The organism is Novosphingobium sp. EMRT-2, from assembly GCF_005145025.1.
Classification (GTDB): Bacteria; Pseudomonadota; Alphaproteobacteria; order Sphingomonadales; family Sphingomonadaceae; genus Novosphingobium.
Genome location: NZ_CP039695.1, coordinates 1,336,847 through 1,355,948, shown reverse-complemented (window position 1 = coordinate 1,355,948; position 19,102 = coordinate 1,336,847). Strand labels below are relative to the sequence as shown.

At 63.5% G+C, this 19,102-nt stretch carries 27 protein-coding genes and 1 pseudogene; 24 read left to right on the top strand and 4 right to left on the bottom strand.

The genetic code is table 11. The features are described from left to right. The first annotated feature begins 191 nt into the window (after window positions 1-191). Window positions 192-761 (top strand): hypothetical protein, encoded by a 570-nt coding sequence (locus FA702_RS06615; RefSeq protein WP_136955481.1) that lies wholly within the window; start codon window positions 192-194, stop codon window positions 759-761. Here the strand turns inward: FA702_RS06615 and FA702_RS06610 are convergent. Both FA702_RS06610 and FA702_RS06605 read right to left on the bottom strand, forming a co-directional pair. Next, window positions 758-1,105, bottom strand: a complete 348-nt coding sequence (locus tag FA702_RS06610) for a hypothetical protein (protein ID WP_136955480.1) — start codon at window positions 1,103-1,105, stop codon at window positions 758-760. The genes FA702_RS06615 and FA702_RS06610 overlap by 4 nt on opposite strands. 28 nt (window positions 1,106-1,133) lie before the next feature. Beyond that, complete coding sequence (locus tag FA702_RS06605; RefSeq protein ID WP_136955479.1) at window positions 1,134-1,901, bottom strand: S24 family peptidase; 768 nt, start codon at window positions 1,899-1,901, stop codon at window positions 1,134-1,136. 39 nt (window positions 1,902-1,940) lie between these two features. Here FA702_RS06605 and FA702_RS06600 point away from each other — a divergent pair, with 39 nt between their 5' ends. The 23 genes and pseudogenes from FA702_RS06600 (at window position 1,941) to FA702_RS06490 (ending at window position 17,378) form a co-directional block, all read left to right on the top strand. After that, window positions 1,941-2,180: a helix-turn-helix domain-containing protein gene (locus FA702_RS06600; protein ID WP_136955478.1), complete on the top strand. Its 240-nt coding sequence runs from the start codon at window positions 1,941-1,943 to the stop codon at window positions 2,178-2,180. A 45-nt stretch (window positions 2,181-2,225) separates the two neighbouring features. Continuing rightward, complete coding sequence (locus tag FA702_RS06595) at window positions 2,226-2,609, top strand: hypothetical protein (RefSeq protein WP_136955477.1); 384 nt, start codon at window positions 2,226-2,228, stop codon at window positions 2,607-2,609. A gap of 8 nt (window positions 2,610-2,617) precedes the next feature. Further along, entirely contained in the window at window positions 2,618-4,420 is a 1,803-nt protein-coding gene (locus FA702_RS06590) for a Mu transposase C-terminal domain-containing protein (protein ID WP_168196010.1), read from the top strand. Between the two features lie 50 nt (window positions 4,421-4,470). Then, window positions 4,471-5,241 (top strand): AAA family ATPase, encoded by a 771-nt coding sequence (locus tag FA702_RS06585; RefSeq protein WP_136955475.1) that lies wholly within the window; start codon window positions 4,471-4,473, stop codon window positions 5,239-5,241. A gap of 2 nt (window positions 5,242-5,243) precedes the next feature. Then, entirely contained in the window at window positions 5,244-5,456 is a 213-nt protein-coding gene (locus tag FA702_RS06580; RefSeq protein ID WP_136955474.1) for a hypothetical protein, read from the top strand. Beyond that, window positions 5,453-6,049, top strand: coding sequence for a hypothetical protein (locus FA702_RS06575; RefSeq protein ID WP_136955473.1), 597 nt, complete (start codon window positions 5,453-5,455; stop codon window positions 6,047-6,049). Before FA702_RS06580 ends, FA702_RS06575 begins: the two co-directional genes overlap by 4 nt. 15 nt (window positions 6,050-6,064) lie before the next feature. Continuing rightward, window positions 6,065-6,475, top strand: a complete 411-nt coding sequence (locus FA702_RS06570; protein ID WP_136955472.1) for a hypothetical protein — start codon at window positions 6,065-6,067, stop codon at window positions 6,473-6,475. A 205-nt stretch (window positions 6,476-6,680) separates the two neighbouring features. Continuing rightward, a complete protein-coding gene (locus FA702_RS06565) occupies window positions 6,681-7,241 on the top strand; it encodes a host-nuclease inhibitor Gam family protein (protein ID WP_168196009.1) in 561 nt (186 codons plus the stop codon). A gap of 55 nt (window positions 7,242-7,296) precedes the next feature. Further along, window positions 7,297-8,052 carry a hypothetical protein gene (locus tag FA702_RS06560; protein ID WP_136955470.1) on the top strand — a complete coding sequence of 252 codons (756 nt, stop codon included), beginning with the start codon at window positions 7,297-7,299 and terminating at the stop codon, window positions 8,050-8,052. Continuing rightward, on the top strand, window positions 8,049-8,306 hold the full coding sequence (locus FA702_RS06555) for a hypothetical protein (RefSeq protein WP_136955469.1): 258 nt from the start codon (window positions 8,049-8,051) through the stop codon (window positions 8,304-8,306). Before FA702_RS06560 ends, FA702_RS06555 begins: the two co-directional genes overlap by 4 nt. After that, a complete protein-coding gene (locus FA702_RS06550) occupies window positions 8,303-8,575 on the top strand; it encodes a LexA family transcriptional regulator (protein WP_136955468.1) in 273 nt (90 codons plus the stop codon). The genes FA702_RS06555 and FA702_RS06550 overlap by 4 nt, the downstream gene beginning before the upstream one ends. Then, complete coding sequence (locus tag FA702_RS06545; protein WP_136955467.1) at window positions 8,568-9,260, top strand: regulatory protein GemA; 693 nt, start codon at window positions 8,568-8,570, stop codon at window positions 9,258-9,260. The genes FA702_RS06550 and FA702_RS06545 overlap by 8 nt, the downstream gene beginning before the upstream one ends. 2 nt (window positions 9,261-9,262) lie before the next feature. After that, window positions 9,263-9,745, top strand: a complete 483-nt coding sequence (locus FA702_RS06540; protein WP_136955466.1) for a hypothetical protein — start codon at window positions 9,263-9,265, stop codon at window positions 9,743-9,745. Between the two features lie 145 nt (window positions 9,746-9,890). Beyond that, window positions 9,891-10,253, top strand: a complete 363-nt coding sequence (locus FA702_RS06535) for a DUF2730 family protein (RefSeq protein WP_136955465.1) — start codon at window positions 9,891-9,893, stop codon at window positions 10,251-10,253. Beyond that, window positions 10,250-10,540, top strand: coding sequence for a hypothetical protein (locus FA702_RS06530; RefSeq protein ID WP_136955464.1), 291 nt, complete (start codon window positions 10,250-10,252; stop codon window positions 10,538-10,540). The genes FA702_RS06535 and FA702_RS06530 overlap by 4 nt, the downstream gene beginning before the upstream one ends. A gap of 1 nt (window position 10,541) precedes the next feature. After that, window positions 10,542-11,081, top strand: coding sequence for a phage protein Gp27 family protein (locus FA702_RS06525; RefSeq protein ID WP_136955463.1), 540 nt, complete (start codon window positions 10,542-10,544; stop codon window positions 11,079-11,081). Next, window positions 11,081-12,553 carry a terminase large subunit domain-containing protein gene (locus tag FA702_RS06520; protein ID WP_136955462.1) on the top strand — a complete coding sequence of 491 codons (1,473 nt, stop codon included), beginning with the start codon at window positions 11,081-11,083 and terminating at the stop codon, window positions 12,551-12,553. The genes FA702_RS06525 and FA702_RS06520 overlap by 1 nt, the downstream gene beginning before the upstream one ends. Further along, window positions 12,553-12,945, top strand: coding sequence for a hypothetical protein (locus FA702_RS06515; protein WP_136955461.1), 393 nt, complete (start codon window positions 12,553-12,555; stop codon window positions 12,943-12,945). Before FA702_RS06520 ends, FA702_RS06515 begins: the two co-directional genes overlap by 1 nt. After that, window positions 12,879-13,778, top strand: a pseudogene (locus FA702_RS06510) (DUF935 family protein); the annotation flags it as partial. The gene FA702_RS06515 and the pseudogene FA702_RS06510, both read left to right, overlap by 67 nt. Window positions 13,779-13,889: 111 nt before the next feature. Beyond that, window positions 13,890-14,669: an IS21-like element ISRsp3 family helper ATPase IstB gene (istB, locus tag FA702_RS06505; RefSeq protein ID WP_006955904.1), complete on the top strand. Its 780-nt coding sequence runs from the start codon at window positions 13,890-13,892 to the stop codon at window positions 14,667-14,669. A 434-nt stretch (window positions 14,670-15,103) separates the two neighbouring features. Then, window positions 15,104-15,724, top strand: a complete 621-nt coding sequence (locus FA702_RS06500; protein ID WP_136955459.1) for an AbiEi antitoxin N-terminal domain-containing protein — start codon at window positions 15,104-15,106, stop codon at window positions 15,722-15,724. Next, window positions 15,717-16,586 (top strand): nucleotidyl transferase AbiEii/AbiGii toxin family protein, encoded by an 870-nt coding sequence (locus tag FA702_RS06495; protein WP_136955458.1) that lies wholly within the window; start codon window positions 15,717-15,719, stop codon window positions 16,584-16,586. Before FA702_RS06500 ends, FA702_RS06495 begins: the two co-directional genes overlap by 8 nt. A gap of 339 nt (window positions 16,587-16,925) precedes the next feature. Further along, window positions 16,926-17,378 (top strand): hypothetical protein, encoded by a 453-nt coding sequence (locus FA702_RS06490; protein WP_136955457.1) that lies wholly within the window; start codon window positions 16,926-16,928, stop codon window positions 17,376-17,378. Between the two features lies 1 nt (window position 17,379). Here the strand turns inward: FA702_RS06490 and FA702_RS06485 are convergent, their stop codons facing one another. Both FA702_RS06485 and FA702_RS06480 read right to left on the bottom strand, forming a co-directional pair. Next, window positions 17,380-18,375, bottom strand: a complete 996-nt coding sequence (locus FA702_RS06485) for a DUF4238 domain-containing protein (RefSeq protein WP_168196008.1) — start codon at window positions 18,373-18,375, stop codon at window positions 17,380-17,382. 133 nt (window positions 18,376-18,508) lie between these two features. Then, the gene (locus tag FA702_RS06480) at window positions 18,509-19,099 is read right to left on the bottom strand and encodes a DUF6088 family protein (protein WP_255504739.1); all 591 of its coding nucleotides are present in this window, start codon (window positions 19,097-19,099) and stop codon (window positions 18,509-18,511) included. Window positions 19,100-19,102: the final 3 nt, after the last annotated feature.

The window sequence follows — 19,102 nt, the reverse complement described above, 5'->3', positions numbered from 1 at the left end:
GGCCGGAATGGACGTGACAGGCAGGCAATGGCCCATCGCCGCACCGATGGCAAGAGCGCCGGAAGGGTGACGATCGAACCGCGCCAAATCTGCCCGTAGCACGCTGCTACGGGGTGTCGGCGTCAATTCAGGTACCAAGGAGCGGATCGTCGCTCCACGCGCCCTGTGGGCCAAATTTCGGGGTGATGAAAATGCAGCCGATCGTCGATGCACTGCGCATGCGCCTGGTCCCGATCGCGGGCGGCCTGGTCGGCCTGCTGATCATCGCCCTGATCGCGGCCTGGCTACGCGGCAACCACTATCGCGACAACCGCAACGAATGGCGCGACGTGGCGCAGCTGCAGCGCAAGGCTGTCACCGCAGCGGAAAAGGCTGCTGCGGCGCGCGCCGAGGCTGTCCGCATCGAAACCGAAACCCGTTACGCCGAACAGGCGAGAAAGGCCGATCGTGAAGAACCTGCCTCTGTCGTGGATCAGCGCGCTGCCGCTGATCGCTATGGTGATGCTCATGCCGGCGTGCGCGCCCCGGTCCATTGCGGTCCATCCGGCGGACCCGCCGCCACCGCCGCGAACGGTACTGCCCCGGATCGTGACGGACCCGGTGCCGATGCCCTGGCAGGATACGTCACCATCCCCCGCGTCAAATACGACCAGTTCCGCGACAACACCTTGAGGCTGGAGCGGGTACGGATTTGGGGCGAGGGATTAATCGCCGATGGGCTGGCTGTGCCGAGTGAGGAGTTAGGCGCACCAGCCGATTAGAAGGCCCTTTTCGGCGGCTGCTGCACCTTGCATCGCCCTTGCTCTGTCGAGTTAATAACTGACACAACGCGCGTAATGGACAGGTCAGTCCGGCTTAATTCGTATGCCATCATGCCCGTCCTAAAGACAACCTTATCAGCACCAAATGCGGCCGGAACCGTTTCGGTGTGGCCGGAAGATGGCATAAAAAGAGTCACCTTTCCGGATTGCTCATCTGCCGTAATGTTTACTGGCCAGACCCCGCCGTTGCTTTGAAATTCACACGACAGATACGTTGAAGCTGCCAGTGCCGGGCATGGCAAAAGTAACAGCGACGATATCAACAAAACCTTCGTGAAATTCATTACTATTCCCCCATAAGCCGAGCGTGCGCTACAAATCCGCTAGCACCGTCCTGACGCGCCCCACAATTCTAATGTCCTTCAGTGCCGAACCCGCCAATGCCTCCGGATGATATTCTGGGTTGTCGGACATGATGACGATTGATTTCGGCCGCCCATCTGGCGCCACGTCCACCGGCATTAGACGTTTCACGAAGGCTTCTCCGTCACGGCTGAATACGTAAATGCCTTCGCGTTCGATATGAGGATCAAGTTGGACAAGCACCATCGCCCCATCAGGGATGGTAGGAGCCATACTGTCCCCTTTGACCTTGACCAATCCTGATAGATCGGCGGCTATACCGCGCCGAAGGAGCCACGATCGAGCGAATGCGATGCCGTCTGACGCGCTCTCTCTCGCAGGTATCAGTCCAGGTCCGGCTGATACATTAACTTCATACTGCCTTATTAAATTGAAGTCTTCGCCATTGAGTTGAACGTCTCCAGAAAGAGGCTTCGATAAATCTGGAAGATTTACCGAAACCTTTGGTCCGTCTGCGATTATGTCATCTTCACTTATGCCAATGGCTTCGCAAATGGCGTAAAGATTTTTGTAGCGAGGCCGTGAACCTCGCTCGGCAATTTCGTCAAACCGTAGAATTTCTACTAGCGATTGGCGTGAAATTCCCGCGCTAGCGGACACTTTATCCTGACTGCCAAACCTTTTGATCGCGGCCTTGAGGCGCGCGGCGGCCGCAGCTGACCAGCCAGCGACGAACGCATTTTCATTTTGCGCTTTACATGTCTTTTTGCCTGTCATAGCTAATGACAAGCAAAACGACAGGAGGAAAGGCGCGGTATGGACGATATGCACCCCGAGGACATCAAGGCCGCAATCAGAAAGCGAGGCACTACTCTCGCTGATTTGGCTGCGGCCAATGGTGTCAGCAAACAGGCACTTGGCCTTGCCATCAACGCACGCGTTTCAGCGCGTTGCGAGGGCATCATCGCGGACTTTCTTGAACGTCCCGCGTCGGAAATCTGGCCGAGCCGGTACGGAAAAGACGGCCAGCGCATCAAGATGCGGCGGGCAGCCTGATGCGCCTTGCCTCGCCTAATTCGCTGCTCGGGGAGGCGCGCGCACGTGTCTGATCCCCACGCCCCGCTGCTCGGGAAGCGCGGCACCATCATCATCGACGAGTATGCCTTCGTTCCCACGCCCACGCCCTGGGCGCGCTGGAAGGCCGCCTCGTGCGAACTGGTGGACTGGTGGGCCGCGACTCTCATGCGCGCTCTATACATGCGGCCACGCGCCATTTGTACCGCGAATGTTCGCCTTGCGTCGGAACGGGTCAACAAAGGCGACGAACCGGTTATCCTGCCAGACAACAGCATCGCCAGCGGCGAGCTTGCAAGGCTGTTGCAGGCGCAGGGCATTGCGGTTTCCTTTCCCCCGCCCGGCCGCATGCTGGGCCGCACCGAGGCCGAGCGGCTTGCCCGCGCGCTGAAGCAGAGCGGTGGCGAATGAGCGCCGCCGTGCCTGATGCCCTCTGGCTTACCGCGCGCGAGATCGCGGACCTGCGCCTTGCCGGCCTGCCGACCACCGAACGCGGCGTCCGCAAGCGGGCCGAAGCCGAGGCATGGCAGTGGAAGCGCCGCGCCGATCTCGGGGGCGGACGGGCCTACTGCGCGCTGGCGCTGCCAGACGCCGCCCGCGATGATTTCGTTTCGCGGCAGACCGATGCGGTCAAGGCCACGGCACGTCAGCGCGGGCGACCGAAAGGCACCGGCTTTTTTGACCGTCATCCGGACATTGCCGATGCGGTCGAGGCGATGATCGCCGAACAGCGGCGCCCAGCGGCGACCGTCCTCAAGCTGCTACGCGCCTTCAATTTCGGTGAACTGCCGCATCTGCGCGTGCTTCAGCTGTTCATGCGTGATCTCGAAGAGCGTAAGAAAGTCCTCTTCACCGCCTTGCGCGATCCGGATGGCTACAAGTCGTCCTATCGCCCCGCGCTCGGCCGTATGGATGCAACCGTCGGTTACGCCCACGAAATGTGGGAGATCGATACGACCAAGGCCGACGTGCACTGCACCGATGGCCGCTGGTCGGTGCTGGGCATAATTGATCGCTGGAGCCGCCGCGCCCGCTTCCTCGTTGTCGCGTCGGAAAGCGCGCAGTCGGTCCGGCGCATGCTGGTCACCACGATCGCGGCGTGGGGCGTCATGCCCGAAGTGCTGAAGGTCGATAACGGCTCGGGCTTTATCAACGCGTCGATCGGCACCGCCCTCGATCTGCTGGGCATCACGCTCGACCCCTGCCTGCCGGGCACGCCGGAAGACAAGCCGCACGTCGAGCGCCTCTTTGGGACGTTCATGCGGGAACGCGCGGCGCTTCTGCCGGGCTTCGCCGGGCACAATGTCGCGCAGGCGCAGAAGCTGCGCGCCAAGGCCAAGAAGAAGACCGGCCGCGCCGAGATCACCGCCAGCATCAGCGGCGCCGAGCTGCAGACCATTCTGGATGCGTGGGTTGATGGCGAATACCATCAGCGCACGCATTCCAGCCTGAAGATGTCACCGATGGAACGGTGGCAGCGCAGCCCGCAGCCGGCGCGCGCCGCACCGGGTGAACGCGAACTGAAGCTGGCCCTCTCGGCCTATGTCGGCACGGCCACTGTCACCAAGCGCGGCGTGCGCTGGAAGAACGGTCGCTACTGGTCGCCGCGTCTCGTCGAATGGATGGGCAAGCCGGTCCACGTTCGCCGTGACGAGGACGATCTCGGCGCGCTGTTCCTGTTCGACGCGAACGGCAATTACATCGACACTGTGGTCGATGCCGCACGGTCCGGCATGACCGAACAGCAATTCGCCATGGCCGCCCGCAACCAGATGCAGGCGCACATGAGCGCGGCCAAGGCGGAACTGCGCGCCAAGCAACGGCTCTATAGCTTTGACACAGCGCGCGACGAGCTGCTGCGCGCCGAGGCCGAAGCGGCGGGCAAGCTGGCACATCTGCCGCCGCCGACCGTCCGCCACGTCACCCCGGCCATCGCCAGCATCGCGGCCACGCCGGAAGCGCCGGTCGATCGCGCGCAGCTCGATGCCGTCATGCGCCGCACCGAACAGGTCGCGGCACCGGCCCGCACGGTCGAACAGAAGGTCGCCGAAGCCGATGCCGTCATCGCCGCGGACAAGCGCGGGGATGCGGTGGAGCCGGACGCACTGCGCCGGGCGCAGCTCTACGCGGGCACCAGCGAATACCGCGCCCACAAGATGACCTTCGTCGATTTCCAGCGCGCCGGCCCTGCCGCGCCGCGCCGCCAGCAGGGCGCCGCCTGATGCGCCCCGAAACACCCTTTCACCCTGCCTTCAACCACGGAGAACCGCCGATGCATGATCTTGCCAACCAGCCCACTCTTGATTTCGGCGATCACTCGCCGGGGCAGGGGCAGGCGCAGCTCACCAACATGGCGCTGTGCCTCAAGACGCTGATCGACTGCCGCGAAAGCGACAATCCGTCCGCGCGCATGGGCATCTTCCATGGGTTCTCGGGCTACGGAAAGACGGTCGCCGCCGCCTTCAGCGCGGCGCGGACCGGCGCGGCCTATATCCAGGCGCAGGAACTCTGGACCCGCAAGACGCTGCTGGACGTGCTGGCGGCCGAACTCGGCATCGCCCGGCCGAAGCGTGTGGCGGCCGATCTGCTGCGCCAGATCATCGAGCAGCTCAACCGCCAACCCGTCGATCTGATCGTGGACGAGATGGATTACCTCGCGAACAAGGGGCTGGTTAACACCCTGCGCGACATCCACGACGGCACGAACATCGCCATCCTGATGATCGGCGAAGAGGCGCTGCCGGCGAAGCTGAAGGCGTGGGAGCGGTTCGACAACCGCATCGTCGCCACTACGGCTGCGCTGCCTGCCTCCTATGACGATGCGATCAAGCTGCGCGATCACTATTGCCACCGTATCCGCATTGCCGATGACTTGGCCGAACTGTTCCGGGTGCACTGCAAGGGCGTTACGCGCCGCATCGTCAACAACCTGCAGGCCGCCCAAAAGCTCGCGGCCGAAGAAGGCATAGCCAACATCAACGCCGCATGGTGGGGCGATCGTCCGGTGCGCACCGGCGACGTGATCACGCGCAAGGCGGCCTGACCATGCGCGGCCCGGAAGCTATCCCCGCCGTCATCATCGTCATCCCACGCGATGTCGAAACCGACGATCTGCGCGAACAGCAGCGGCGTTTGGCGCGGGCTGTCGCGCCGATCGCCGCCGCGCTCCCGGCCGCCATCCTGCCCCCGATCCTGATGCTCGCCGCGCATCTTGCGTGGCGGTGCATCCCCACTCTGATTTCGCAGGTGTTTCCATGACCGCCGCCAGCGCCATCCGTCAGCCGCTCTGGTCCACCCTTCGCATGCTGTCCGATCCCGCATCCGTCCCCGAACTGGCGGGCGCGATCGGCGCGCCGGCCAGCTCCATCGCATGGCGCCTCTCGCGCTGGGCGCAGGCCGGGCTGCTCACCGCCATTCCCGCCAACGACCGTCAGGGACGCACGCGATACCTCATGCCGGAAACCGCCCGCACTCTCGCCACGCCGCCCGCCCTCGATGCCGCGCTTCGGCCCAGCGCCAAGCGCGGCGGGCGCACCGCCATGTGGCGCGCCATCCGCATCCTGAAGCGGTTTGATCTCGTGCAACTGTGCATGACCGCCGAAGTCACCGAAGCATCGGCGAAGGTCTATGTCAGCGCGCTGTTGCGGGCCGGCATCCTGCGGCGGGTTGTGCGCGGCAACGCCAATTCCGGCCAACGCTCCGTCTATGCTCTGGCCGGCACCTATGGCCCGCTCGTGCCCGTCATCGGGCAGCGCCGCGAAGGCGGGCGCACCGTCACCATCGTCACCGATCCGAACACCGGCACCGCGCGCGAAATTTCCGCGCACCCGCCGCTTCCCCCCCTTTTTTGACCACGGGTGTTAACCATGATTGTTAATCAACTCTCCACCAACATGGCGCGGGCGATTGCCGCGTGGGGCGATGATCTCCCGCGCTGGCTCCATCTGCTCGCAGCGGCCTGCGACCAGACCAGTCAGCGGAACGTCGCTGATCGTCTGACAGCGGCCGGCTTCGCCTGCAGCTCCGGCACCATCAGCAAGCTGATCAACAACAAGTATCCGGCCCGGACCGTCGAACCCGAACGCGCGGTCCTGTCGGTTTATGGCGGCGACCAGGTCGGTTGCCCCATCCATGGGCCGATCCCGCTGCACAGTTGCATCCGCGCGCGCCGCCGCAAGGGGCCGCCGGCCAACTTCGCGCATCAGCAGTTCGCCCGCGCCTGCCCGACCTGCCCGAACAACACGGACGCGCCGGAAGCCGAAGGGGCCGAACTGTGATCCGGCCGATCGTCACGGCTGCACCGCACCCGGTGCCTGTGCCGCATTCTCCGCCTCCTGCCTTCCGCACGGATGAACCGAACCGTTGCCAGGGCTGCGGCTCCATCAACTGGCTGGTCGGCCGGCAGAGCGCGGAATGCGCGGTCTGCGGTGCCGTCGCCCTCATCACCATCCCCGCCACCCCAACCAGACTGGAAGACTGACCATGGCACCACCGCGCCGCAAGGCTCCGAAGCAGGAAGCACCGCAAACCCTTGAAGCCGCCATCGCGCTGATCGCCGAATACCGCGATCTGAACGATACGATCGAACAGCTCGCCGCCGACGCTGGCAGCGCCATCGCCCGGATCGAGGCGGAACGGGATCGCATGGCGAAGCCACTGGAAGTGCGCGCCAGTGCCATCTTCCTCCAGCTTCGCGCCTGGTGGGCCGTTGCCGCGCCCGAGCTGACGCAGAACAAGCGCAAGTCGGTGCCGCTCGCCGGCTGCCTGATCGGCGAACGCACGTCGCCGCCCGCGCTGAAGCTGCGCAAGACCACGATGGCCAAGCTGGTCGAAAAGCTGGTGGCGCTGAAGAAAGCGGCAGTCATCCGCACCACGCACAAGCTGGACAAGCCCACGGCGATCAAGGCCATCCAGGCGGAAGACGAACTCGGCCGGATGCTCGGCGAACTCGGCGCCTACGTCGCCCAGGGCGAGGAATTCTTCGTCGATTGGCCGCGCCCGAAACCGGCCGACACCGCCACCACGCCTGAAACGGACGAATGACCATCGGCGCGGGCGGTGCCGCGCGCTGCCCGCGCCCTTTCCCAAGGATCACCCCATGACACTTCAGACCATGACACGCCAACACCGGGTGGAACTCGCCCGGTCCTATCTGGCGGCCGGCGCCATCGCGCAGGGACACTGGCGGCGCCAGGACGAACAGGGCCGCGAACTGGTGTGCCTCCTGGCCGCCTTCGGCAAGGATATCAACGGCACCGAGGATTGCCCCGCCGCGCTCATGCCGCGCTGGCTTGCCCGGTTCGTTCCGGCCGTCGTTGATGGCCTGCCGTCGCATCAGCTCCAGCGCCTCGCGTCGGGCCTGATCGATCGTGCCGCACGCTGGCCGGTGCTGGATGGCGATGCCTGGACGCGTGTGCACTTCGGCCTGATGATGGAAATCGTCTGGTACGCCACGGACGTGGCCCGTTGGCTCGATGCGTCGGCCGGTCGCGTCTATGGCGCCAAGCCTGCGGCGCGCGAGCGGTTCGATGACGTGTTGCGGGCATGCGACGATGTCTGGCGCGCCCTGTATCACCAACAGGAACTTGAAGCTGCTGGCGAAGCCGCGCGGCACCAGCATGCACTTGCGCCACGCCTAACCCTCGGCACGGCTGGGCAGGAACGATTGGCGCTGAAAGCCGCCGAGCATGCCGTCCACGCGGCCTATCGCGCGGCGGACGGCTCGGCCGTCGATGCCGCCTGCTACATGGCGCAGGCGGCCAAGCTCGCCCGCGACTATCGCTCGGAACATGCCGCATGGCGGTTCGTCGTCGATGTCCTCTTCCGCCTGTTGGACAAGGAGATCGGCAAGTGAGCGGCAAAAACCCTCTGATCCCGCTCCGGGTCGTCGGGCGCGATATGCCCGTCTATCAGTCGGGCGGACACGTGCACGATGGGATCGCGTTCGGCGTCCTCGGCGACGAGGTGTTTATCACGATCTCGCGCGGCGGGCGGGCTTTCTATGTCCGGTTGTCCGGCGAAGAGATTGACGCCGTTGCCGGTCTGTTGGCCGACGCGGTCTTTGCCGCCACGCGCGCGGAAGCGCCAACGCGGGGGACCGTCCAATGACCCCGCAGCAACGCCGCGCGCTCGATTTCATCGAGCAGTACTACGCCGATCGCCGCATCGCCCCCTCGTTGAAGGAGATCGCGGCGCATCTTGGCACCAAGTCCCGCACCCGCGCTCACGAAGCGGTCGCGGCCCTCGTGCGCGATGGGCATCTGGTCAAAACCCATGGCGGTCGCCGCAACATCGCGCCCGCCCAAATCCAGCTCGATCGCTTCACGACCGCAGCCTTGCGCGCCGAGCTGCAGCGCCGGGAGACCGCCCATGGCTAAGACCGTTCACGTCCATCATGGGCGCCGCCAGGGCAAGACCTCGGCTGAACGGCTGCGGTTCTACCGCGCCGTCCGCGCGGCCTGCCACGCCAACAAGATGGATGATGATGACCGCAAGGCGCTCCAGTCCAGATTAATCGGCAAGGAAAGCCTGTCGGACATGACTATAGGTGAGATGGCGCGCTTGCTCGATCACCTCAACCGCGGCCACACCGCCCCGGCCGGGCACCGCGCCCACATCGGTAAGGTTCGTGCGCTGTGGTGGAGCCTGTACTGGCTGGGCCTGGTCGACAAATCGGATGACCGGGCGATCGGCGCCTTCGTCAAGCGTCAGACGGGTGTCAGCGCTCTGCGTTTCCTCGACCATCGCCATGCCCCCGCCGTGATCGAGGCGCTGAAGTTTTGGCTGGAGCGTGAGGGTGTGCAGTGGCCCACCAGCGAAGAGACAGCAGCTATTCAGATCGAAACGGATGGCTTTACGGCCACCCATCACGAACGCTGCGCCGTCATCAACGCCTTGCGAGGGCGGATCGATCGCCACGGCGGCGGCAGCGCCGAACGCATCGCCGCCTGGGTCGAGGGGCAAGGCTATGATCGCGATCGGTCCTACTATGACCTGCATGTTGCTGAACTGGATGGCCTGATCCGTCACCTTGGCGGCATCCTGCGCCTGCGCGGCGAATAGCCATGGCCCGCCCGCGCACCTTCCGGCCGGAAGACATCCCGATCCCGCCCGATGCGAAGCCGCACGAAAGCTGGCCGCCGATGATGCTGGAGATGGCGGCGCACATCGGGCCTTACGACACGCTGCGCCTGGTCGATGCCTTCGCCGGGCAGGAGGTTTACATTCCGATGGACGCCGGGCGCAGCCCGTTTGTCGAAATCGTCGGATCGGACAAGGCTGCGATCCTTAGCCACGTCTATGGCCGCGAACGCCTGCCGATCCCTACGGGTCGCAACGCGCTCTTGCGCGCACGGCGGCAAGGCGTCATTGCTGCGATCCGCGCTGGTCGGCTGACTGTCGTGGAAGGGGCCGCGATCCTGCGCATGGCGCGGCGGCACCTTTCCCGTCTGGTCAACCAGACCGACGAAGGCACCGAATGCCAGGCGGCGCCCTTGCTGGTCCGCCCGAAGGATGCCCGGCAACTCGAAATGTTCGGAGAGAATTGACCGTCCGATAGCGTCTTGATGCGCACCGGGGGACTCCCTGCCTGCGGCCTCCATTCCAGCACGGTGAAACACAGTTTCATCGCTGCTGCGCGTGGAGGCCGTTTTGCGTTTCGGACATCCTGTTTCGTCGGTGGAGGGCTGATCCGTGCCGTCCTCCCTGCTCAATATCATGATCGACCTGTGGCCGATCATTTCCGCGATCACGCCGATCCTGTTCGGCGCCGGCTTCCTCTATCTCCGCACGCAATTCCCGACGAAGGCTGATTTCGACAGCCTGGCGCGGACCGTCGGGGATCTCGCCAACAGGCTGACGGCCACCACCACGGCCGTCGATCATCTTGCGCAGGAGCAGGACAGCGCGCCGACGCGCATCCAGCTCATGGAAAAGATCGCGGCGGTTGATGCCCGCGTAAGCGGGGTAGAGCGCGGCCTTGGCAGCATCGAGCGGCAGCTCAACTCTACCAACGATTATCTGAAAATCCTCGTGGATCGGGGGCTGGATCGATGATCCCGGCCGCCATCGTCCCGCTGATCCGGCGCGCCATCCTCGATCTGCTCAACGACATCGGCGGCGAGCAGAACGATGATGTCCTCGCCATGCTGCTTGCCCAGCTTGGCCATCGCATCGCGCGGCGCGACGTGGCAGACCAGTTGCGCTGGCTGGCCGAACAGAAGCTGATCGCCAGCGAAGAACTCGGCCCGTTCATCGTCGCCCGCATCCTTGTGGACGGGCGCGACATCGCCGAGGGCCGCCTCGTCGTCGAAGGCGTCTGGCGCCACAAGACCGGCGACTGACATGGGCCGCAAATCGTCCATCAAGACCCTGCCCAAGGAAGTGCAGGCGGCCGTTGTCAGCGCGCTGGAAGCCGGCGCTACGATCGACGGCATTGTCGAGAAATTGGCCGACCTCGGCCATCCCCGTTCACGCTCGGCCGTGGGCCGCTACGCGAAGGACTATGCCGGCCTCGCCGAACGGCACCGCGATATCCGCGTGGTGGCCGAGAGCTTCGCCAAGGACTTCGGCAGCGCGCAGAACGCCGAAGGCAAGCTCATGGTCCAGCTGCTCACCAGCATCGGTGCGCGCATGGTCCTGCCGTTGGCGGCCGGCGACGGCGAAGACCTCGACCCGAAGGCGTTCCATTTTCTGGCCAAGGCCACGAAGGAACTGCAGTCGGCCGCGAAGATCGACGCCGATCGCGACGCCCGCGTCCGCGAGGAAGGCCGCAAGCAGGCCGAAGCGGAAATGCGCCGGAAGCTGGACGATGCCGGTGGCAAGGGCGAGCTTGACCCCGATGCGCTGAAGCGTGCCCGTCGCATCCTCGGATTTGCCGACTGATGGCCGACTTCGCGGTCCGTGACGAGCTGCAACGGCTCATCAACTTCCACCCCTACCAGTGGAAGTGGTTGCAGGACCGCAGCCGGTTCAAGGCTGGCATGTTCGCGCGTCAGACGGGCAAGACCTTCACGTCCTGCGCCGAGCTGGTCGATGACTGCATCGAAGCGGAGCTGGCGCGCAAGCGTACCCGCTGGGTGATCCTCTCGCGCGGCGAACGCCAGGCCATGGAGGCCATGACCGAGAACGTGAAGCCGATGACGCGCGCGTTCTGGGAGCTTTACAACGGGCTGAAGGGCGCGCCGCCGGAAGTGCAGGAGGGCGAATGGCGTTCCGAAGAGACCGGCGCCACCTATCGCGCGTTCGAGGTGGAATTTCCGGGCGGCTCGCGCATCACCGCGCTGCCCGCCAATCCGGACACCGCGCGCGGTTTCTCGGCCAACGTCCTGCTCGACGAATTTGCGTTCCACGCCAAGTCCAAGGCGATCTGGGGCGCGCTGTTCCCCGTGATCTCCAAGGGCTGGAAACTGCGCGTTGTTTCCACGCCGAATGGCAAGGGCAACAAGTTCTACGAGATCATGACGGCCAACCCGTCGATCTGGTCGCGCCATATCGTCGATATCTACGACGCGGTCAGGCAGGGCCTCGACCGCAACGTCGAGGAACTGAAGGCCGCGCTGAACGACGCGGACCTGTGGGCGCAGGAATTCGAGCTGAAGTGGCTCGACGAAGCTACCGCGTGGCTTGATTTCGATCTGATCAACGCCGTTGAAACCGAGAGCTATGGCCGTTTCAAGGTCGTTGAATACACCGGCGAGATCATCACCGCCGAGCGGGAGTATGGCGAGGAACTGCGGCCCACGAACGGCGAAGTCTTCGTCGGCATGGATATCGCCCGCAAGAAAGACCTTACCTGCATCTGGGTAGCGGTGAAGATCGGCGACACGCTTTACCCGCGCGAGATCATCACCATGCGCCGCGCACCGTTCCGCGCGCAGCTGGCAGAGCTGGCGCGCGTGGTGAACCGCGACCGGGCATCGCGCGTTGCGATCGACCAGACCGGCATGGGCGAACCGTTCGTGGAAGCCGCCCAGGACTTGCTCGGCCGCTCGCGCGTGGAAGGCGTCATCTTTTCCATGGTCCGCAAGTTCGCGATGGCCTCGCTGCTCAAGGACGCCATGGAGGATCGCAAGTTCCGCATCCCGGTTGGCGACATGCTGCTGCGGGACGATCTGCACTCGATCACCAAGGCATTCACCGCCACCGGCGGCGTGCGCCTGGTCCACGATGGCGAAAGCGATGGTCACGGTGACCGGTTCTGGGCGGCGGCGCTGTGCGTATCGGCCGCGAACGACAATGCCGCGCCGATCGACGTGCATCGGCTCCCGGACTCGCGGCTGACCGCTGAAGAAATGATCATCAACACCACCGGCTTCGGAACCATCCGGCGCCGGGCCAGCGGGCTGTTCTTCTGATGACGATGCTGCGGATCGTGACCGGCGCCGGCTGCGCTACGGCACAGGACATCCTTGCACTGGCCATGCGCCTTGGCACCGCCGCGCGCGAACTCGGCCTGAAGGTCGTATCGATCAAGGCCAGCCACAGTCGCGGCTCGGCCTCGCGCTATGTCACCCTGCGCGATGCCGGCCAGCGTGACTGGCTGATCCGCGTGTCCAATCACCGGCTGCCGGTCAACAATACGCACCCGCTGCCGCACCTCGACTTCGTGTCGCTCGATGGCGCTGCCGGGCTGAACGAAGCCACCGTCTTCCTGCACCGCGTTGCCATGGGCCGGGCCGAATGGACCGACGCCAACGATCCGGCGCGCCGTGCGCAATACCGCCGCAATCGAAAGGCCCGCAAGTAACCATGGCAGACGCAACCATCCCCAAGCCGCAACCGGCTCTGCTGGGAGAGATCGCGACCACCCGCGACGGGCGCGACATCACGCAGCCGTGGGTGCGCGGTCTGCGCGAGGCGCGCGACCCCAAGCTGTCGATGGCGGTCGATTGGGGCGCCTACGATGTCGTGTTGAACGACGATCAGGTCAAATCGACCTTGCAGCAGCGGATCGGCGCCGTCGTCGCGCGCGACTGGAACACCATCCCCGGCGATGAAAGCGATCCGCGTTCCGTTGCTGCGGCCGAGGCGTTCGACAAGACCGTCAAGCGCCTGAAGTGGGATCGGACCACCGGCAAGATGCTGATGGGCTCGTTCTACGGTTATTCGGTCGCAGAGATGATGTGGGGCTACCGCGATGGCCTCTTTGATTTCGTGGACATCAAGGTTCGCCACGCGCGCCGCTTCCGCTACGATGCCCAGGACAACCTGCGGATGCTGGTGCCCGGCAACATGCAGGGCGAGATCATGCCGGAACGCAAGTTCTGGGTTCACGCGGTCGGCGCGCCGGACGATGACAGTCCCTACGGTCTCGGGCTGGCGCACTGGCTCTATTGGCCCACGCTGTTCAAGCGCAACGGCATCCGCTTCTGGAACATCTTTCTCGACAAGTTCGGCACGCCGACCGCGAAGGGCACTTATCCGCAGTCGACAAGTCCGGAACAGGTCAACAAGCTGCTCCAGGCGCTTCAAGCCATCGCCACCGACAGCGGCTTTGTTGTGCCGGAGGGAATGGCCGTCGAACTGCTGACGGCGGCGAAATCCGGCACGGCCGATTTCCATCAGCTATGCGCCTACATGGACAGCGCCATCTCCAAAGTCGTGCTGTCGCAGACCATGACGACCGACAACGGGTCGCCCAGGAGCCTGTTGCCGATGTCGAACGCTACGACACGCTGAGGGCGTTACGCCATGCGTCATGATCCGGCCAGCGCCGCTGTGGTTGTCATGCTACGTGGCCTCAAAATGTATGGCATGGCGCAAGCCGCTGGTGATCTGATCGAGCAGGGCGCGCCAGCCTTTGATGCTGCCGTTCCGATCCTCTCACAGCTTCTCAAGGCGGAGATGTCCGAGCGGGAGGTCAGGTCCATTGCTTACCAGATCAAGGCAGCCCGGTTCCCGGCCTACAAGGATCTGGCAGGCTTCGACTTTGCCGTCAGTGAGGTCAACGAGGCGCTCGTGCGTCAACTTCACCGTGGTGACTTTATGGATAGCGCCGACAACGTCGTACTGATCGGCGGACCAGGCACCGGCAAAAGCCACATCGCGACGGCTTTGGGCGTCCAGGCGGTTGAGCATCACCGCAAAAAGATCCGCTTCTTCTCCACCGTCGATCTGGTCAATGCGTTGGAGCAGGAAAAGGCCGCAAACAGAGCGGGCCAGTTGGCCGAGCGTCTGTTGCGCCTCGACCTCGTCATCCTTGATGAGCTGGGATATCTACCCTTCAGCCCTTCAGGCGGGGCCATGCTGTTCCATCTGCTCAGCAAACTCTATGAGCGGACCAGCGTTGTTATCACCACCAACCTGAGCTTCAGCGAGTGGTCCAGTATCTTTGGCGATGCCAAAATGACCACCGCCCTGCTGGATCGCCTCACGCATCATTGCCATATCCTTGAAACCGGCAATGACAGCTTCCGCTTCAGAGCCAGTTCCGCCGCCCCAAAATCCAGAAAGGACAAATCACCCGCTTGACCCTGCTCGTCGCAGGCAGCACATCATCCACGCCCACCCGGGTCACTTCTCAATGAAAATCCCGGGTCACTTCTCAGTGCAACTCAACAGCCTCCGATTTTGAATGAAACAATCCTTTAAATCCAGCCTCTTGCTGGACGCCTCTGGACGCTGCAGAGGGTGAAAATGGTGCCAGAAGAGCTTGATCGCTGGGCGACTAAGCGGTTGATTTCGCAGTCAAATCATAGACTTGCAAACTCGCCAAGGGCACTAATAGCACGATCTGGATTCGTGGAAAAGGGTGGACGTCCTCGGATACGATGGTTCGAGTCCTGATTGCACTTGTTTAGGAGGGTTCAAGCTGAGCGGGCAGTGCGCCGGGATGCCCTCGCTGCAACCGGATGACATGTGACAAAACCTCTGATAAAGATTCAATCCATCAGAGGATTCGTCACATGGCCTCGAGGCCCATCTCGCAACGGACAAAGCTTCGCAGTCTATTTACCGCCCATACAATGAGGCGCGCGGGAGAGCTGCGTGCCGCCGGTATCGGTCCGCAAACGATAGCGCGGGCCGTCGAGGAAGGTGAACTCGAGCGCATCTCGCGTGGCCTGTATCAGCGGCGCGACTCAGAGATTGAGGAGCACCAAATACTGGCTGAAGCTGCGATCCGGGTTCCCAAGGGCGTCATTGCCCTGACCTCGGCCCTGGCCTTTCACGGCCTGACTGATCAAATGCCGAGACGGATATGGATGGCGATCGGCACGAGCGATTGGTCGCCAGTGCAATCCTATCCGCCACTTCGGATCGTACGCTTCACCGACTCCTATCTTCGCCAAGGCGTCGAGCATCATACGATCGCCGGCGTAAACGTACCTATCTATTCGATTCCGAAGACCCTCGCCGATGCGTTCCGCAATCCCAAGCTGGTCGATCGTTCGGTCGCAGTCGAAGGACTTCGTGCGGCAATCGAGCAACGCAAGACGACACCGAGCGCAATCGCCGAAGGAGCCAAGGCCGGCGGTGCCTGGAAGACCATGCGCCCTTATCTCGAGGCCCTCACCGCCAATGGCTAGATCGCCCGTCAATCTCGCCAAGTCGGTCAAGGATCGCCTGCTCAATATTTCGCGAAGAGAAGGCCGCGCGTTCGACGTTCTGCTGGTCCGCTTCGCGCTTGAGCGCCTCCTCTATCGGCTGTCGGTCTCGGAATATCGCGAGCGATTCGTGCTCAAGGGCGGAATGCTGGTCACGGCGTGGATCGACGACGACAATCGAGTCACGCTAGATGCCGACTTCCTGGGCCATGGCGACGCCAATCCCGACAAGCTGGTCGCCGACTTCCGGGCAATCATGCAAATTGAAGGAGGCGACGGCCTTGTGTTCGACGCCGAAGGATTGGTTGCCACAGCGATCCGCGAGGAAATGGAATACGGCGGCGTCAGGCTCAAGACGGCGGCCTATCTCGAGCGCACGCGAATACCGGTGACAATCGACATCGGCTTCGGCGATGCGCTGGCGGATGCCGCTCAACAACTCGACTACCCGACGCTGCTCGATCTCCCTGTCCCGCACATTAGGTCCTACCCGCCGGCGACGGTCATTGCCGAGAAGTTCCAGGCGATGGTGGCGCTCGGCGTGCTCAATGGCCGGATGAAGGACTATTATGACCTATGGGCCATACCCAGGAATCTGGAGATCGCCTCCGAGGATCTGGATGTGGCCATCCGCGCGACTTTCGAGCGGCGCGGAACACCTATCCCGACAGAACGGCCGCCCGGGCTTTCAGCCAAGATGATGGAGGACGAAACGAAACAGCGCCAATGGCGTGCTTATGCCGCTTCCGTCGAACTCGAAGGCGTTGGTCTGAATTCCATCATTGATGCGGTGTGGAATCTTGTGGGCCCCTCATGCGAAAGGCTGTCGGCAAAGACTGCCTAATCAAGCTTTTCGCAGACCGAGGGAACGCCTACCGCCTTGGGTCCCGAGATACCCATTCTGAGCTATCGAAGCCTCTATAAATCAAATTATGGGATGTTTTGATCGATAAGAGGGCGGGTCATCGATCACGCGCCAAGGCATCAAACGCCTCGTCACCCTGCCTTTGCCGCTCCCAGTTCAGTCCGAAAAAAGGCGCGAGATATTTGCGCGGCCGATCTGCATCATTGGCGCTGCTGCCTCGCGTGGGTGATGCGCTGACAGGGTGCGTCCAGCCTCGAATACCTTCGGACGATTGGCGCGCGGATTGCCAGCCGCACGCAAATTGGCCATCCAGCGTTCATGCCCGCCAGCTTTGCCGAGATCATCGTCCCCGTTGCCGCGTCGCTCGGCGGCGCGCTGGTGGCGGGTTGGGTCAGCTATATCGCTGGGCGCGGTGTTCGTCTGCACGAGTGGAAGCTGCTGCTCGTGCGCGAGCGGATCCTCGAGCGGCAGCGCCTATATGCCAAATTCATCGCCGAGGCCGATCGTAACTTGCTCACCGTCGCGACCGGTGGCACCAAGTCAATCGACAACATCATGCCTCTGTTCGCGCTCCAGGCCGAGATCTGGCTGCTCTCGGGTCAGAGCGTGCAGTATGCGGCCAAGCAGATCTGCGACTTGGCGCTCTCCGCCAATGCGGCAGGAAAAGATCGTGCCGAAGGCGATGCATTCGCGGCGAAGACAGCCTTTATCGAGGCGGCGCGTGCCGAGCTGGCGGCGCTGGAGGCGAGGGTCCGCAAGGGCGGTCCCTGAGCTAGTCGCCTTGGGCTACGAAACGGTCGAGCCAGCGATTGCCTTCGAGCGATTCGCTATACGGACGCCGCCTGGAAATGCCGGCGGCGCCGTCCTTTCCCCAGCGATTATATTGCGACAGATCGTCGAGCAACGGATCGAGCCAATGATGGCCATGATATTGGAACTGGCGATGCTCGCCGTGTTTAAAGGCCTCGCTCAGATCCGGCTTGTCGTCGCGATAGAAGAGGAAATCGCTGGCATAGACCTGCGTGATCGCGGTCAACCGCTCCACCTCTTCAGCGCCGAGCCGCAGCGTGACCAGGCGCGGCTCCGACGGATATTGCATCGGCGACATATAGACGATCGTCGCCGTCGGCAGGATCGGCAGCACCAGCTTGAGCCCGGAGTTAAGCGCGTCCTGCGAGGCGGGGAAATTGTGCAGGAAGCCGTCGCCGGCGATGAACTCCCGCTCGTCGCTGAACAGAATGGCCCAGCGGCCATGCATCATGCGTTTGCGATAGGCGTCATAAAGCCCGCGCTGGTTCGCGGCGATCAGCGTCTTGTCAGCGGTCGGATCGGCTAGGCCAAAGCTGCGCCGGTAATACTCGGTGGTCCGTTTGATCGACGCGCGAATGCTTGGGCTGCGGGCAAGCAGCGACGCGGTGACACGGGCGATCTGCGCCGCGCGTTCATCGGGGAGCGGTTGCGGGAGTATCCGCTCGACCATCGGCTGATCGGGCAATGCCAGCGAAGCCTCGAGCGTTCCTAGCCACCGCACGAACGCTGCCATTTCATTGTCAGGCTCGTTGAAGATCGGCTCGAAGGTTGAATCCCACGGTCCGCCCATTTTCATATGATGGGCATTAGTAATCGCCCCGAACGCGCCCGGCCGCGCGCGGTGCAAAGTTCCATTCGGGCGGATTACCGAGACCATGGCGTCGGCCGCCGCCCAATGGTCGGCGAGGGTTCGAGGCCACCAATGGTGCAATTCAGTCTTTAGCGGCTTCTGCTTCATGGCCATAAGCTGGGGGCAAGGCTGGCCGATGTCGAGACGTCGTGATGCGACGCCTCGCGTAGGCCCAGGAAGAGCAGCTGGCCTCAGTTCTCCGCCAATAAGCTTTTCACCAGTCGTGCCCGTCGATGCACTATCAACGAGCGGTTCGCTTGATCTTCAGGCGGTCAGCTGACGACGTAGTTGGCATCATATTACGCAGGATATTCTGCATCCAGAGCGGAAGCGTCAGCATATGGGCTTGGAGGTCGTTGACGATGTCGACGCCGTGATCAGGGTGGGCGAAGATGGTGCGCAGGCGCTTGGCGACAGCCCGGTCGGTGTCGCCCCCGGCGTCATGCAACCAATGCAAAGCCTGGACCACACGCATGCCTGGCCGGCCGGCCCAGTGGAGCCGGCTGGGCGCGGTGGTTCTGAAATCGATCTGGAGGTTGCCGAGCGTAATGGGCTTCAGCCTGGCATCGGTATGCACTACGATGCGGGCCGGTACGGCATCGGAGAGACCAATATCGTTGGCAGCGGTCGCGCCATCGATCAAGATGCGGGCTTGGTCCCGGCGAGCCAGTGCGTGGACGATGGCGTATGGATCGGGGTGCGTAAGCTTGCCCGTGAGGTGGTTGAGTTTGGGCTTGTCATAGAGGCCGCGGGCAATCCTGCGAACGTCGCCATTGCGGGTGGTCTGCCTTGAGAAAATTGGTCCAATTCTGAAGCGAGCCCTTTGGGGCATGAG

What these genes read in the sequence shown, in the direction of transcription:
- FA702_RS06495 (WP_136955458.1), top strand. Translation starts at nt 15,717, where the DNA reads ATGGCTAGATCGCCCGTCAATCTCGCCAAGTCGGTCAAGGATCGCCTG.
- FA702_RS06525 (WP_136955463.1), top strand. Translation starts at nt 10,542, where the DNA reads ATGGGCCGCAAATCGTCCATCAAGACCCTGCCCAAGGAAGTGCAGGCG.
- FA702_RS06610 (WP_136955480.1), bottom strand. Translation starts at nt 1,105, where the DNA reads ATGAATTTCACGAAGGTTTTGTTGATATCGTCGCTGTTACTTTTGCCA.
- istB (WP_006955904.1), top strand. Translation starts at nt 13,890, where the DNA reads ATGCGTCATGATCCGGCCAGCGCCGCTGTGGTTGTCATGCTACGTGGC.
- FA702_RS06500 (WP_136955459.1), top strand. Translation starts at nt 15,104, where the DNA reads ATGGCCTCGAGGCCCATCTCGCAACGGACAAAGCTTCGCAGTCTATTT.
- FA702_RS06545 (WP_136955467.1), top strand. Translation starts at nt 8,568, where the DNA reads ATGGCTAAGACCGTTCACGTCCATCATGGGCGCCGCCAGGGCAAGACC.
- FA702_RS06490 (WP_136955457.1), top strand. Translation starts at nt 16,926, where the DNA reads ATGCCCGCCAGCTTTGCCGAGATCATCGTCCCCGTTGCCGCGTCGCTC.
- FA702_RS06480 (WP_255504739.1), bottom strand. Translation starts at nt 19,099, where the DNA reads ATGCCCCAAAGGGCTCGCTTCAGAATTGGACCAATTTTCTCAAGGCAG.
- FA702_RS06540 (WP_136955466.1), top strand. Translation starts at nt 9,263, where the DNA reads ATGGCCCGCCCGCGCACCTTCCGGCCGGAAGACATCCCGATCCCGCCC.
- FA702_RS06580 (WP_136955474.1), top strand. Translation starts at nt 5,244, where the DNA reads ATGCGCGGCCCGGAAGCTATCCCCGCCGTCATCATCGTCATCCCACGC.
- FA702_RS06560 (WP_136955470.1), top strand. Translation starts at nt 7,297, where the DNA reads ATGACACTTCAGACCATGACACGCCAACACCGGGTGGAACTCGCCCGG.
- FA702_RS06485 (WP_168196008.1), bottom strand. Translation starts at nt 18,375, where the DNA reads ATGAAGCAGAAGCCGCTAAAGACTGAATTGCACCATTGGTGGCCTCGA.
- FA702_RS06600 (WP_136955478.1), top strand. Translation starts at nt 1,941, where the DNA reads ATGGACGATATGCACCCCGAGGACATCAAGGCCGCAATCAGAAAGCGA.
- FA702_RS06570 (WP_136955472.1), top strand. Translation starts at nt 6,065, where the DNA reads ATGATTGTTAATCAACTCTCCACCAACATGGCGCGGGCGATTGCCGCG.
- FA702_RS06515 (WP_136955461.1), top strand. Translation starts at nt 12,553, where the DNA reads ATGACGATGCTGCGGATCGTGACCGGCGCCGGCTGCGCTACGGCACAG.
- FA702_RS06550 (WP_136955468.1), top strand. Translation starts at nt 8,303, where the DNA reads ATGACCCCGCAGCAACGCCGCGCGCTCGATTTCATCGAGCAGTACTAC.
- FA702_RS06615 (WP_136955481.1), top strand. Translation starts at nt 192, where the DNA reads ATGCAGCCGATCGTCGATGCACTGCGCATGCGCCTGGTCCCGATCGCG.
- FA702_RS06530 (WP_136955464.1), top strand. Translation starts at nt 10,250, where the DNA reads ATGATCCCGGCCGCCATCGTCCCGCTGATCCGGCGCGCCATCCTCGAT.
- FA702_RS06565 (WP_168196009.1), top strand. Translation starts at nt 6,681, where the DNA reads ATGGCACCACCGCGCCGCAAGGCTCCGAAGCAGGAAGCACCGCAAACC.
- FA702_RS06575 (WP_136955473.1), top strand. Translation starts at nt 5,453, where the DNA reads ATGACCGCCGCCAGCGCCATCCGTCAGCCGCTCTGGTCCACCCTTCGC.
- FA702_RS06585 (WP_136955475.1), top strand. Translation starts at nt 4,471, where the DNA reads ATGCATGATCTTGCCAACCAGCCCACTCTTGATTTCGGCGATCACTCG.
- FA702_RS06605 (WP_136955479.1), bottom strand. Translation starts at nt 1,901, where the DNA reads ATGACAGGCAAAAAGACATGTAAAGCGCAAAATGAAAATGCGTTCGTC.
- FA702_RS06520 (WP_136955462.1), top strand. Translation starts at nt 11,081, where the DNA reads ATGGCCGACTTCGCGGTCCGTGACGAGCTGCAACGGCTCATCAACTTC.